Raw genomic sequence first — 13,406 nt, forward strand, 5'->3', positions numbered from 1 at the left:
AATCGTTAGTAGTTAGCGATCTCTCTTGACCATTAACTACTAACTATTAATCGATGAAATTATGAGTATTAAAAAATCTTGTTATGAAGAGTGCTTAGCAGAGTATAGCGATCGCTGCTGGGCGATCGCCTTATTGAAGCAGCATCCTCCCTATTTAGAAATGCTTCCAAGTTTACGTCGCCCTCATGAAAGTGTCATTCCGATTCCTTTACCTATAATTCGGCTGCGACATCCTACATCAACTAGTAAAGAACGTCATGCGATCGAAGTTAGAGAAACGACTCTGTTACCCTGCGATGTTGCTTTTCTCATGTGCGATCCAGAGTGGAAAATTAAAACTGGAGTAGAAATTTTTCTATTTATTTATCGTCCAAATGAAGATTTTTCCGATTTTTTAGGACGCTGGCGACAAACTCAAGTTTTATTAGATAAAGAATACGAGTGGATTATGCCTCTTCCTTATCAACACATTTTTACTGAAGGAGCGAATAGCATTTATCCGCTATTTATTATCTTTCCCGAAACTCCAGAACGTATTAAAAGGGGTTTGCAAGGAGCTAGTTTACCTTTTATCGATCGCATTCCAACTTCAGTAGAAGATAGAGAAGAGGCATTTCCTGAAAATTCAGCTAGATGAAAGGAAATAGGAGATAGAAACTATCGAGGTAAAAACCATTGCATCATCTTTGCGATCGCGACTAATACGATTAAACAAACTAAACATGATTGCACAATTTGCCAACAAGTCTCTGCTTGTCGAGAAGGCAATCGCTGTCGATTAATTGTTACCAGTAGTTGCTTTTGCATATCAACACAAGGAACCCACTCCCTACGAGCAACCATCATTTGAGTGGGATGTAGAATTTGATAGCCGCAAGCTTGATAAAAAGGTACAGCCGTAATAGAAGCTTTCACAAATAACCATTGCCATCGCCGAAATATTGCTTCTCGTTCGATCGCCTGTAACAAGCACTTACCAATACCTTGTCGAGTCCATTTTGGATGGACGTACATTGCACTTACCGTACCCTGCATCAAAGCCGAAAAGCCTACAATCTCTTCGCCATACTCTGCTACTAAGACAACATCACCCCACGATTTTGCTCCATACACTTTTTTATCTTCTAGCAAAGCTTGAATTTGTGCAGGGTTATAATCAGCCGTACAAAGTTGCTGAATTGACTGACTATGCAACTGGATGATTCGATCGCGATCGCTAGTACGAGCCTGACGAATAGATATTTCTACTGAGGATGTTTCGTGCATTTAGATTTATGCATTCAAATTTGTGCGTTTAAAAATGTGGTAGGTGCATTAGCTTGGTATTCTTATTTTTCCCATCTATAGTGCGACGATCTCGATTATGTTTTTAGTCGCTGAAGCGTGCATTTGAGTTCCGATTTTTCTGAAGTTTCCGACTTTTGAATAGATCGGTTTCCCGACCTTAACCGACTGACAACTAGTTCTTTTACTTTTAAGCTATGAGAAACAGAGCCGAGATATTCTCCTTGATTCTCAAGCTCGTATCAGTAAGTGTATCTACATTTCCTCTATTGAAACAATCTCACTTCTCAGAAATCACATAGTAGATTATGTAAATTAATGCAGGAATCGACAACCTGAAATAAAGCTTGGTAGAAACTGACAATTTTCTTTGCGCCCTTGCGTCTTTGCGTGACATTATATCTATGAATTCTATACAATCTGAATTACCTACCGCTCTCAATCCTCAAAGATTACCCAAACATATTGCTGTAATTATGGATGGTAACGGACGCTGGGCTACTAAAAAAGGATTACCGCGTGTTGCTGGGCATCGCCAAGGAGCAAAAGTTTTAAAAGAGCTACTTCGCTGCTGTAAAGATTGGGGAATCGAAGCACTAACAGCTTATGCTTTTTCGACCGAGAATTGGCGACGACCTACGCAAGAAGTCGATTTTCTCATGTTATTGTTTGAACGACTATTACAGCGCGAATTAGCCCAAATGCAAAAAGAAGGAGTGCGGCTCTCTTTTATCGGAGATTTATCAGTATTACCTCAGTCTTTGCAAAGAAAAATAGAACGAGCGATCGCTCACACAATTAATAACACAGCTATCCACTTTACTGTGGCTATTAATTACGGTAGCCGCAAAGAGATTGCTCAAGTTTGTCAGCAGATTGCTTTACAAATTCAGCAACAAGAAATTGAGATCGAAGATATTGACGAAAACTCCATCGAGAAATATCTCTATACTGCTGGAACTTCTCATCCAGATTTATTAATTCGTACTAGTGGAGAAATGCGATTGAGTAATTTTTTATTGTGGCAAATGGCATATACAGAAATGTATTTTACAGATATTTTGTGGCCCGACTTCGATTGCACTGCCTTTCATCAAGCTTTACTCGCTTATCAAAACCGCGATCGTCGTTTTGGTCAGATTGCTTCCTAATTTTTGAGCGGTGGGCAATGCCCACTACTCCACAACGACTAGAAATTAGAAGAAATACCAATCCGATAGGTTAAACCAGGTTCGTAAATTCGATTGGATTTTTCATAGGCGCGATCGGCTAAGTTTTCTAAATAGACTGTTAATCCTAAATTCCTAGTAATTGGAATTCGCGCTCCTAAATCTAAACTTAACCAAGAGGGAGAGAAATCGGTATTGCTATCACCCGGGTTATTAAAAAAAGATCGTCGCGCTCCACTATAATAGCTGGCAAATAAATTAACTTCCCATCCTCCCGATTGATAACCTAAACCGATTTGTCCTACGGAATAGGGAACTAAACCAAGTTGTAATCCTTCTTCAATTCCTGACTCAATTTTTGCATCGGTATAAGTATAGTTGAGAAAAGTTGACCACTGCGGATTAATTTGCCATTTCAATGCTGCTTCTAAACCATTAGTATTGACTAATCCAATGTTCGTCCAGCGACCTGCTTGAATGCCCAAGCGATCTGTTAAACTACTACCGAAATAAGTAAACTGTCCGGTTAAATTCTCGGCAAATTTGACATCAACTCCTGCTGTCCATGAAGAACCTACTTCTGGTTCTAGATCTGGATTCGGCAACCAGTTATGTACCGTGTCGTAAACGTATAATTGATCGATACCAGGATCGCGCTGTACTGATGCCCAACTTCCCCGTAAAGCTACCCCTGGACTCATTGCCCATCGTAGCCCCACACTAGGATTTAAATAACTACCAAACTCGCTAGTAAAATTCTGTCTCAACCCTAGATCGGCTTGAAAATTATTGGTGATTTTCCAAGTGTTTAAAGCAAATAATGCAGTTTGAAATCTTTCTCTTTCTTCTTCTTCATTTAAGTTAGCTCTATTTGGAGCCGTGCTTAAAACATCACCATTTAAGAAGTCATTTTTGACATCCATACCCCAACGTAAGTTAATACTAGCGTTAATTTTCCAATCGTGTTCTAATCTGGCAGTTACAGCTTGAGAATTGAGCGTTCCCGTGCGATAAAAAATGTTTTGTGTAGAACCGTAGGTATTGAAATAATCTTGATTGTAAGCGACTGTCGCTTTAAGAACGGAGTCTTTTCCATTGCCTAGCAAAGTTTTCCAAGATAAACCAATGTTAAAAACATCGTGGTCTAAACGATCTCTTTGCAGGGGAAAACCAAAGTATAATAAACCGCGACGGCTGCTAATTTTGTAAGCATCTAAACTAAGAGTATTGCGAGAATTTAGATTGAGACTGAGGCTACCAAAGTAGTTACTCGTCGCAGTATCACCGTTAAATAAACGCCCATCTGAATCTCGATTTGCTGCTCCTTCAGGGACGCGATAATTGTTCTCAGCATCGTATTGTTCAAAACCAAGGCTGTATTTTAAATTACCACCACTGCCACCATAACTAATGCGATAGTTATCTTGGTCGTAAGAACCGTATTCTACTAAACCGTTTAGCTGAGGAATTTCTGAGCCTTGCTTGGTAACAATATTGACAACTCCTCCAAACGCTTGCGAACCATATAAAGTAGAACTCGTACCGCTGGATAATTCTACTCGTTCGATAGATTCTACGGGAATACTATTCAGATCGGTAGCGCCGTGGTAGGTGTTAATATTAGACCCGATCGGTCTACCATTGAGTAAGAACACTGACTGATTGATCGAGCTTCCTCGATAGTACGTTCCTGTATGAATATCTGCACCGAAACCTACATCATTAATTGCAAATCCTGGTAGATTGCGTAAAATTTCTGCGACGCTATTCGGACGTTGTTTTTCAATTTCTTTTTTAGGGATGATGTAGACGGGACTTGATGTTTCAGGAATTGTTTCTCTTTTTCCTTCAACCTCGATATAAAGTTCGTCAATGTCTTCAATAGCAGGTTCTTCTACTTGAGAAGATGTTGATTGTGCCACATCTATTGTTGGCGATGGTTTTTGTGTTAACCATATAGCATCTGTAGAAAACTTTTCTCTTTGCGTCAAACGGGATAATTTTGATTCTGAATTTCTTCTCACCTGATGCAATTTCAATTTTAAAGCGATCGCATTTTTTTTACTATCTTCTAGTTCATTTGCTAATGCAGCAGAGCCTACAGTTAAACTCAACAATATTGTAGGCAATAACAAAATTTTCAGTCCCATCTTCCTTAATTTACCACTCTCATGCTTTCTCTATAGTTTCAGTTATGTTTGAGGCGATCGCATTTATCAAAAAAATCTCGGCTAAACGCACGCAAACATACACGCAGACTTTATATTTAGCCGCGTGGCTGAAACATTCCTCTAATTTGCTTGTGATTTTTACGGACAAAGTGCGTTTGCACTTATACCAATCATGGCGATCGCAGTTGAGTTTAGTCAAAAGACAAGCTGTCAAACTTTGTCTGTTATCAGAGAGGTTACATGTAACGTCTGTACAAAATTATCAGTGAATAGTTGCTGTATCGGTTTTTAAAAATCCAAATAGGAAATAGTAAATTTGTGAATGTTAGCGATCGAGAAAAAACAAAGACTAACTTTTGTAATACGTTATTACAAAAAATTTATATATATCTAAAACTAAAGATGTACGTCTGAAGTAATAGTTAGCAGCCATCACAAACAGACCGTCGTATTAAGTCAACAAATTGAGGATAGAAATGAATATTACCTTACTCACCAGACGCAAAATTCTAGGTGCGTTTTTTCTGTCTGGCTTGTTATTAACAGGTTCAGTTAGCTACATACATCAAGTTAGCGCTCAAACTCCAGCAGCAGAAACTACTGCCAACAGCGAAGCATACGTCAGAGATGAATTGTATTTTGGGCGATCGCAACCAGGGGGAGCAGAAGTCACGGAAGAACAATGGCAAAAGTTTGTAGATACTGAAGTGACACCTCGTTTTCCCGATGGATTAACAGTCATAGATGCTTACGGTCAGTTTCTTAACAGTGCGGGAATTCTAGATAGAGAAGATTCTAAAGTTCTCATATTGCTCTATGTCAGTACTCCAGAACGAGAAAGATCTATTCAGGAAATTATCGACGCTTATAAGTCAAAATTTCAACAAGAATCGGTCTTGCGCGTTACAGACGTACCCGCAAGAGTTAGTTTTTAATCGGCGATCGGTGTAGAGACGTTACATGTAACGTCTCTACACTGTTATTCTCTCTGCGTGGCGATCGCCAGTCTTGCGTTTGGTAATTGCCTCACCACATCCATCACGGATACAACTTGTCCGTGGTTGACTGATTTATCGGCATTGACGATCACGAGTGCCTCTTGGTTTGGCTGTGCTAGCTGTCGTAATTCTCCATTGAGTGCTTGGAGTTGAGTCGGCTTGCGGTTGACAGCGAGTTGACCTTTGGCATCAATTGTGATTGTAATAGGTGCTTTTGGCTGCGCTTGAGCTGATTTTGACTGAGGTAAATTGACCGATAGCCCCTCAGAACGAGTGAGAAATAAGGTTGACATGATAAAAAATGTCAAAATCGCGAAGATTACGTCAATCATCGGCACGATGTTAATCTGTGCTTGAATTTCTGGCTCATCTTGCAGACGCATAGGTTTCTCCCCGTTCGTAAAGACGACGATAGAGTAGTTCTAGCTGACCGCCATACTCTTGAATTGATGCCATTTGCCGCACGTATAATCCTCGAAATGTATTGGCAAATAGAAGCGTAAAGATAGCGACTACCAAGCCGGAAGCCGTTGAAACCAACGCTTCGCTGATCCCACCCGTGACTCCAGCGGTTTGGCTAGCCCCAACATTGGCAATGTTGAGGGACGCGAAGGAGGCAATCAAACCCAAAACCGTACCGAGTAGACCTAATAAGGGTGCAATGCTAATGATTGTCTCAAAGATAGTGTTAAATCGCTTCAAGACAGGAATCTCTGCTTGTGCTTCACTTTCTAGAGCAAGGCGAAACTCTTCAGGTGTGGGGCGTTCGAGTTCTAAGGCAGCGAGAAATATGCGTGCCATAGGCAAGTCGGCATTTTGCTTCAGCCTTTCGATCGCCGTGACGACATTTTCTAAGCGGTAGAGGTTTAATACCTCACGGATGACGCGACGCTGGCGCTTATTGATCCGCACCCAAAAAATTGCCCGCTCGATAATTAGGGCGATCGCTAAGATGGAAAATCCGAGCAGGGGCCACATAACCACGCCGCCTGCGGTGAACAGTCTGTTGAATAGCATGTATTGTCTCTGCAATTACAAGTAGTTTGTTGCTAAGGATTCCTATCTACTGCAAGTCATTACAGTATTTTATCGGGTAGAGTCGCAAAAATAGATCGAGTCAAGTAGAGGAAAAGTAAATCTTTATTTTTCATATCAGTTCTGGCATCATCTAGACTTGTCGGATACTCGTCCCCAAAGTTGTCATGCCAAAACCTTGCATAACTAGATGAGCAGTCTTAATGAGGATTAATATGATTTGTCAGTTGTCAGTGTAGAGACGTTACATGTAACGTCTGTACAAAGTTATCAGTCAACCAATAACTATCAACCAACTCTTAAATGTATAAATGTTGCAAGATCGATAAGGAACTAACTTTATCGAGGAAATTTCATGACAGCACAGTTTAAGCACGTCATGTTGATGGTGACGGACGTTCTAGCAACGGTGAAGTTTTATCAAGAAGGATTAGGACTAAAAGTAAAAATGGCAAGTCCTGGTTGGGCAGAATTGGATGCTGATGGCACGACGATCGCGCTACATGCTGCGGAAAGTCAAGCGCAAACGGGGAATTCTCCGATTTTGAGCTTTCATGTAGACGATGTTTATGGGGCGATCGCCAATCTAGAAAATATGGGCGCTAAACTCGAAGGGCGCGTCCGAGAACCGTCTTTTGGAAAAGTCGCCGCCGTGCGGACTCCTGACGGACATTTACTCAGTTTACTTCAACCCGCTTAAGAAGCCACTGCTAGAGCTTCCTGCGAGTGTCCCCGTAGCAGATCCATCAGTTCGTCGCAATAGTCGTGGAACACAGATTGACGCTTGACGGTGTGGGTGCGTTCGGGGAGTTTAATTGAAATCTCTTTTCTTACCGTACCAGGACGAGCGCCGAGAGCGTAGATCCGATTCGAGAGGAAGACAGCTTCTTCCACATCGTGGGTGATCGTGAAAATGGTGATGTTGGTACGCTGCCACAGATCTAGCATAAATTCATGCATAGACTCTTTGGTATGAATATCTAAAGCACCGAAAGGTTCGTCCATCAATAATACTTTAGGCTCCGAGGCGAGAGCGCGGGCGATCGCTACCCGTTGTTTCATTCCACCAGATAACTCCTTGGGTAGAGATTTGGCAAACTTAGTCAGTCCAACTACGCTGAGGTAGTAGCTGGCTCGTTCTCGCCGTTCCCGTTTTGACCAGCCTTGAAGTTTGAGTCCAAATTCAGCATTTTCCTGTACGTTCATCCAAGGATAAAGCGTGTAGTGCTGAAACACCATGCCCCGATCTGGTCCTGGTCCTTGAACGCGCACGCCATCGATTTTCACTTCTCCATCTGTTGGCAAATCGAGTCCGGCAATCTGGCGCAGTAGAGTAGACTTACCCGAACCCGATGCACCCACAGCACAGATAAATTCACCCCGCTCGATTGACATATTAATGTCTTTGAGGACTGCTAACGTTCCCGATTTTGTCTCGAAATTTTTATGGAGTTTGGTGATTTGTAGATACATGATAATTGGTAGTTGGTAATTGGTAGTTGCGTGGTAAGAGGTCACTGATAACTGACAACTGAATTTATCTCTTCTGACTTGCCCACTTACAAGAAACACGTAAGAGCGATTGGAACAAGAGGTCAAAAGTGAGTCCGATGATTCCAATGACAATTAAGCCGACAAAAATTTCATCAGTTCTGAGAAATCGACCGGCGACGCTGATCCTACGTCCTAAACCTTCGGTTGCAGCAATCAATTCTGAGACAATAACTAATTGCCATGCGGCTGCAAGGTTAATTCGACAAGCATCAATGATTCCTGGCAAAACGTGGGGAAAAATAACTTGAGTCAGTGTCTGCCAGCGATCGCCACCTAGAGTATAGGCGGCTTCAATTAAATCTTTTGATACAAACTTGACCGTATCCATCACCATTAAGGAGTTGAAGAAAAACACGCCGATGAAAATTAAAGTGATTTTCGGCTCTTCTCCAATTCCTAAATAGAGAACGAGCAAGGGAATGAAAGCGGGCGCGGGCATGTAGCGCATCAAACCAAACAATGGTTCTAATAAGGCACGAATACTCGCAAAACTGCCCATCAACACCCCAACTGGAATCGACAATACGACTGCTAGCAAAAACCCTACGCCCACTCGCCAGAGACTTGCTACAGTATCCTTCAGCAGTTCGCGAGTCCTCCACAATCGCCCAAATGCTTCGAGTACCCTAGCAGGCGAGGGCAGAAACTTGGGGTCTACGCTACCAAATGTTGTCACCAGCCACCAAATCAGCAACGGTAACCCGATAGAAGTCGCAACTAGTAAGGTGTTTAATGGTCTGGGAATATCTTCAGCCAACCGCCAAAAAACCGTTGGGCTAAGCGTTTTTGGATTAGATGGGGGACGCATCGATCCTGTGTTCATAACGAAGGGTAAGTCGTAAGTCGTAAGTCAGAATTAACCGATCTTTGGTCACTGTTCACTGGTCACTGTTCACTGGTCACTGTTCACTGGTCACTGTTCACTGTTTCTCAGCGTATGATTTAACGAAGCGATCGTCGAAGAGTCTAGTCAGGTCTGGTTTTTGTTTGGCTAAGCCGACTTCTTCGAGAAATTTAGTCATTTCTCCGGCTGCATACATCAGCGAAGTCATGTTGTTACCTGGTTGAAAGGCTTTGAGGTTTTCTTCCAGGGTGAATATCTTGGTTCCTTTGGCGTATTCCTCGTACTCTGCAACGCTAACTCCTGCCCGTTTTGCCATAATTTCTGTTGCTTTGGCTGGTTCTTTTTGCATGTAATCAAGGGTGGCAAACCAGGAATCGACCATTGCTTGCACTTTTTCGGGACTTTCTGCTAAAAACTGACGGCTGACGACTAGATGGTCGGGAATTGCCCCAGGGAATTCTTTAGAACTAAAGAGTTCTTTACTACCAGGTCGCTTTAAGGCTTGAGTGGTAAAGGGTGCAAACACGGCAACAGCATCTACTTGTCCACCTACAAAAGCGGCTGCGGCTTGTCCTGTTTCTAAGGGGACAAATTGGATATCTTCTGGCTTCATGCCTGCTTTTTTCATTCCTAATAACAATAGGAAATGATCTACAGCGCCTTCTTCTGCGGCAACTTTTTTGCCTTTCAAATCGGCAATTGTATTGATGCCTTCACGAACGATGACTTTATCGTTACCTGTAGAGTTGTCGTTGACTAGTACGACGACTTTATCTGCACCACCTGAAACGGCACTGATTGTATCGTTGAGAGTCTGACTGTTGGCATTAATTTGTTCGGTTGTTAGGGCATTAATAGATTCTAAATAGCCGTCAAACCATTTCAAATTGACTGAAGCTTGGTTTACTTCAAAGAGTTTTTGCTCTTGGGTAACTTGCCAAGGAAGCCAACCAGGCCACGCACTGAATCCCAAGCTAGCAGCGTTAGGAGCAGCATCACCAGAAGCAGCAACATCGGTAGTAGTTGTAATATAAACTGCGGGGTTAGTGCAACCTGCTGCGATCGCCAGACCGATGACAAAAAGCAAAATTGATTGAATTGTCGATCGCAGTTTCATTGCTTTTTCTACTAAAAAGTGTATTCACTGACGCGATCTTTCAGCTAAAAATCTTATAATCTAATACGCTTTAGACTAACGGAGTAAGTTCTTTTTATCCGTTACTTTTGCTACACTTTTTAGAGAATTTGAAGCTTTTAATTATTTAATGTTTTTCTAAAAAAAAATAGACCGTTGCAGCAGAAATTTCGGCATATGTTAAGTATGCCGAAATTTCTATTTTTAGATTTAAAACTAATGATTTCTCTTTTCTAACCTCTGATTCTACTGACCTCTAGCTCTTTTTTGGTAATTTGCGATCGCACCCAGTCAAACCATACTGCTAAACCCTCTCCCGTCTTCGCCGATACGGGAATAATCTTCACGTTTGGGTTAATTTGACGTACATTTGCTACTATTATGTCAATGTTCGTATCTAAATGGATTGCTAAATCGACCTTGGTAATAAGCAAGCAATCAGCTTCGCGAAACATGACTGGATATTTCAGCGGTTTATCTTCTCCTTCCGTAACACTTAGTAGAGCAACTTTGGCGTGTTCGCCCACTTCAAATTCAGCCGGACAAACCAAGTTACCAACGTTTTCTACTAGGACTAAATCGAAATCAGCGGGATTGTATTGATGTTCTAATTGATGAATGCCACCCGCCACCATTTTTGAGTCTAAATGGCAAGAACGTCCAGTATTAATTGCGATTACAGGTACATTGTATTGACGCAGGCGATCGGCATCTAATTCAGTAGTCATATCACCTTCAATGACAGCAATTTTGAGATCGTCTTTTAAAGCTGCCAATGTTTTTTCGAGTAATACTGTTTTACCAGCACCAGGGCTACTCATAACATTGAAACAAGTAATTCCCCACTCATCAAAATGGGCGCGGTTATGGTCAGCCCCTTCCTGATTGGCGTGGAGTAAATTAATCCCGATGGCAGCGTCAAATGTTTGGTGCATAACTAGGGGTGAGGAGTGAGGGGTGAGGAGTGAGGGGTGAGGATAGGACAAGGAAGACAAGGGGGACAAGGGAGGGTAATTGGTAATTACTCTTCATCCTTATTGGAATATTCGATGCGATCGATTTTTAGTTCTCGTCCAGAGCGAATGTCTTCCATAGGAGATTTACACTGCGGACAAGCATATTGCAGTCCAATTTCAGGACGATACTCTTGTTGGCAACGATGGCAAAAGGCAATTAAGGGTGTTTCTTGAATTGCTAGTGTTGCCCCTGCAAGAAAGGTATTGCGCGTTTGAACTTCAAAGGCAAATTCCAAACTGGCAGGCTCTACGCAGGTAAACCGACCCACAATTAGGTGAATTCGGGAGATTTTGGGTTTTTCTGGCTGTGCTTCCCACCAGTCGCGCACGGTAAGAATCAGCGCTTTGGTCATGTCGGTTTCGTGCATAGAGAGGGAGTAGGGAGTAGGGAGTAGGGAGTAGGGAAAAGCACCATTCTGACTTTTAACTTTTCCTGTCTCCCAACAAATGACAAATGACAAACTAAGTCCAAGCCACAAGTTCGGGTTGGGATTCGGGATGAATGTATGCTGGTTTCTCTTTGCGGGGTAGTTGTCCCGATAGGACAAGGTGCGCCATTGTATCGCAAATTACGCGGGTTGCCATTAGAGAGGTGATATCGCTGATGTCGTAAGGGGGCGATACTTCCACAACTTCTAGACCGCAAACGGGGACTTTTTGCACGATTTTACCCAGTAGTGACAGGGCTTCGCGGGGTAACAAACCGCCTGGTTCAGGCCAGCCAGTACCGGGGACAAATCCTGCATCTATACAATCGATATCAAAACTGATGTAAACGCAGTCTGTACCGTCTGTTGCTCTTTGGATGGCAAATTCTGCGGCTGCGTCTAAGCCCATTTCGACGATATCTGTAACTGTGAGAATATTGGTAGCACGATCGCGACAGACTTTCACCCCGTTTCTTGGGACTTGCCAACCACCAATACCCAGTTGGACTAAATTCTTCGCTGGCGCATTTTTCATATTAGTGGCGTGAAACCACGGGCAGGTATGCATCCGTTCGTCTAAATCGGTTTCTTGGGTGTCTACGTGGCGATCAAAGTGAATGATACCAACTTTTTTATCTCCTAAATGGCGACATACACCCCTTATCGTGGGGAAACCAATCGAGTGATCGCCGCCCAGAATGATTGGAAATGCCCCAGAACTGAAAATGTGGGCAACGCCTTTAGAAATTTGGTCGAAGGATTTTTCGTTGTTGGCGGGAATGGTGAAGATATCTCCAACATCGCACATCGTAATTTGTTCGCGTAAATCGATACCTAACTCGAAGTTATAAGGCGTGTACAAAGCAGAAATGCGGCGAATACCTTGAGGTCCGAATCTAGTTCCAGGGCGATAGGTCGTACCGGAGTCATGGGGAACGCCCACGATCGCCACATCGTAATTTCCTACCTGACGCACATCTTCTAAGTATGGGGCTTTGAGGAAAGTATTGATTCCGGCGTAGTGGGGTAACTCACCACGAGAAAAGGTAGGAATCGTGCGATCGCGGATACTCTGTGCTGCTTCTAATCCGTATTCCAGTCCTTTCGATACCTCTTGCTGCCATCCTGTCATCGGCAGTCGTGTTTCTAATTCTAAAGCGCGTTGGGCTTCAGTAGGGGGTTGATGATTGTTATTGTCTGGACTCTGAAACAAAGGATTTTCAGAATTATGAGTCATGCGATCGCTCTCACTTAATTTTTCAAAATTTTTCAAACTAGATTAGGTCGCTAATTATGCAAAAAGCCCAGGAGTATAACATCAGTCATCACAACTGATATTCCTCCCAGGCTTTTCTCCTTCCGTGTCACTAGCTACTCAACTAAAAACTCGGAAAATTTTCAGCACAGCTAGTTCGCTTCTCTTGGACCTGCATTTGCTACGCGAGCTAACAGCTTAAGCTGAGACGCTACAAACCGGAACCCTAGAAGCTTGGTATTATATACTTGTCTTTTAGCGGTATTCCATACTCAATTGAAAGCAAACTCTGTTTACTTTTGAGTTTACTTCTCTGTAGTATTTGAATGCTGTATACAATCTGCTAATAGCGACATTATCAACCGCCGAATCAAACAACTGTATTAAATGTTACTAATTTTATTAAATATCTAAATTTCATCACATAACTGTCTGCTATCTCTCTGGAGTCGTGAAGGTTACTGGGATGGGACAATACAAATGTTATCAGTAGAGACGTTACATGTAACGTCTCTAC

The 13,406-nt window shown here is 42.5% G+C and carries 15 protein-coding genes; 4 read left to right on the forward strand and 11 right to left on the reverse strand.

What is annotated here, in order from left to right; genetic code table 11:
• Positions 1 to 61 precede the first annotated feature (61 nt).
• The gene (locus N4J56_RS06790) at positions 62 to 637 is read left to right on the forward strand and encodes a hypothetical protein (protein WP_317105766.1); all 576 of its coding nucleotides are present in this window, start codon (positions 62 to 64) and stop codon (positions 635 to 637) included.
• Positions 638 to 657: 20 nt separating this feature from the next.
• Here the strand turns inward: N4J56_RS06790 and N4J56_RS06795 are convergent, their stop codons facing one another.
• Complete coding sequence (locus N4J56_RS06795; RefSeq protein WP_317105767.1) at positions 658 to 1,266, reverse strand: GNAT family N-acetyltransferase; 609 nt, start codon at positions 1,264 to 1,266, stop codon at positions 658 to 660.
• Positions 1,267 to 1,688: 422 nt separating this feature from the next.
• On the opposite strand from N4J56_RS06795, the gene N4J56_RS06800 reads away from it, so the two are divergent.
• Positions 1,689 to 2,435, forward strand: a complete 747-nt coding sequence (locus tag N4J56_RS06800) for an isoprenyl transferase (RefSeq protein ID WP_317105768.1) — start codon at positions 1,689 to 1,691, stop codon at positions 2,433 to 2,435.
• Between the two features lie 38 nt (positions 2,436 to 2,473).
• Here the strand turns inward: N4J56_RS06800 and N4J56_RS06805 are convergent, their stop codons facing one another.
• A complete protein-coding gene (locus N4J56_RS06805) occupies positions 2,474 to 4,603 on the reverse strand; it encodes a TonB-dependent receptor (RefSeq protein ID WP_317105769.1) in 2,130 nt (709 codons plus the stop codon).
• Between the two features lie 19 nt (positions 4,604 to 4,622).
• The gene (locus N4J56_RS06810; protein WP_317105770.1) at positions 4,623 to 4,823 is read right to left on the reverse strand and encodes a hypothetical protein; all 201 of its coding nucleotides are present in this window, start codon (positions 4,821 to 4,823) and stop codon (positions 4,623 to 4,625) included.
• Between the two features lie 277 nt (positions 4,824 to 5,100).
• Between N4J56_RS06810 and N4J56_RS06815 the strand changes: the two genes are divergently transcribed.
• Complete coding sequence (locus tag N4J56_RS06815) at positions 5,101 to 5,559, forward strand: DUF3574 domain-containing protein (RefSeq protein ID WP_317105771.1); 459 nt, start codon at positions 5,101 to 5,103, stop codon at positions 5,557 to 5,559.
• A 44-nt stretch (positions 5,560 to 5,603) separates the two neighbouring features.
• Here N4J56_RS06815 and N4J56_RS06820 read toward each other — a convergent pair whose 3' ends face one another.
• Together N4J56_RS06820 and N4J56_RS06825 are read right to left on the reverse strand one after the other, a co-directional pair.
• Complete coding sequence (locus N4J56_RS06820) at positions 5,604 to 6,005, reverse strand: ExbD/TolR family protein (RefSeq protein WP_317105772.1); 402 nt, start codon at positions 6,003 to 6,005, stop codon at positions 5,604 to 5,606.
• A complete protein-coding gene (locus tag N4J56_RS06825) occupies positions 5,989 to 6,639 on the reverse strand; it encodes a MotA/TolQ/ExbB proton channel family protein (protein ID WP_015153778.1) in 651 nt (216 codons plus the stop codon). The genes N4J56_RS06820 and N4J56_RS06825 overlap by 17 nt, the downstream gene beginning before the upstream one ends.
• 373 nt (positions 6,640 to 7,012) lie before the next feature.
• Between N4J56_RS06825 and N4J56_RS06830 the strand changes: the two genes are divergently transcribed.
• Positions 7,013 to 7,357 carry a VOC family protein gene (locus N4J56_RS06830; RefSeq protein ID WP_317105773.1) on the forward strand — a complete coding sequence of 115 codons (345 nt, stop codon included), beginning with the start codon at positions 7,013 to 7,015 and terminating at the stop codon, positions 7,355 to 7,357.
• Here N4J56_RS06830 and N4J56_RS06835 read toward each other — a convergent pair.
• The 6 genes from N4J56_RS06835 to N4J56_RS06860 form a co-directional block, all read right to left on the reverse strand.
• Positions 7,354 to 8,130 carry an ABC transporter ATP-binding protein gene (locus N4J56_RS06835; protein ID WP_410500442.1) on the reverse strand — a complete coding sequence of 259 codons (777 nt, stop codon included), beginning with the start codon at positions 8,128 to 8,130 and terminating at the stop codon, positions 7,354 to 7,356. The genes N4J56_RS06830 and N4J56_RS06835 overlap by 4 nt on opposite strands.
• Before the next feature lie 64 nt (positions 8,131 to 8,194).
• Complete coding sequence (locus N4J56_RS06840; protein ID WP_317105775.1) at positions 8,195 to 9,034, reverse strand: ABC transporter permease; 840 nt, start codon at positions 9,032 to 9,034, stop codon at positions 8,195 to 8,197.
• A gap of 97 nt (positions 9,035 to 9,131) precedes the next feature.
• Positions 9,132 to 10,172, reverse strand: coding sequence for an ABC transporter substrate-binding protein (locus N4J56_RS06845; protein WP_317105776.1), 1,041 nt, complete (start codon positions 10,170 to 10,172; stop codon positions 9,132 to 9,134).
• Positions 10,173 to 10,423: 251 nt separating this feature from the next.
• On the reverse strand, positions 10,424 to 11,125 hold the full coding sequence (gene hypB, locus N4J56_RS06850) for a hydrogenase nickel incorporation protein HypB (RefSeq protein WP_317105777.1): 702 nt from the start codon (positions 11,123 to 11,125) through the stop codon (positions 10,424 to 10,426).
• Between the two features lie 86 nt (positions 11,126 to 11,211).
• Positions 11,212 to 11,574, reverse strand: coding sequence for a hydrogenase maturation nickel metallochaperone HypA (gene hypA, locus N4J56_RS06855; protein ID WP_317105778.1), 363 nt, complete (start codon positions 11,572 to 11,574; stop codon positions 11,212 to 11,214).
• A 94-nt stretch (positions 11,575 to 11,668) separates the two neighbouring features.
• On the reverse strand, positions 11,669 to 12,871 hold the full coding sequence (locus N4J56_RS06860; protein WP_317105779.1) for an agmatinase family protein: 1,203 nt from the start codon (positions 12,869 to 12,871) through the stop codon (positions 11,669 to 11,671).
• Positions 12,872 to 13,406: the final 535 nt, after the last annotated feature.

This window comes from Chroococcidiopsis sp. SAG 2025, assembly GCF_032860985.1.
GTDB lineage: Bacteria > Cyanobacteriota > Cyanobacteriia > Cyanobacteriales > Chroococcidiopsidaceae > Chroococcidiopsis.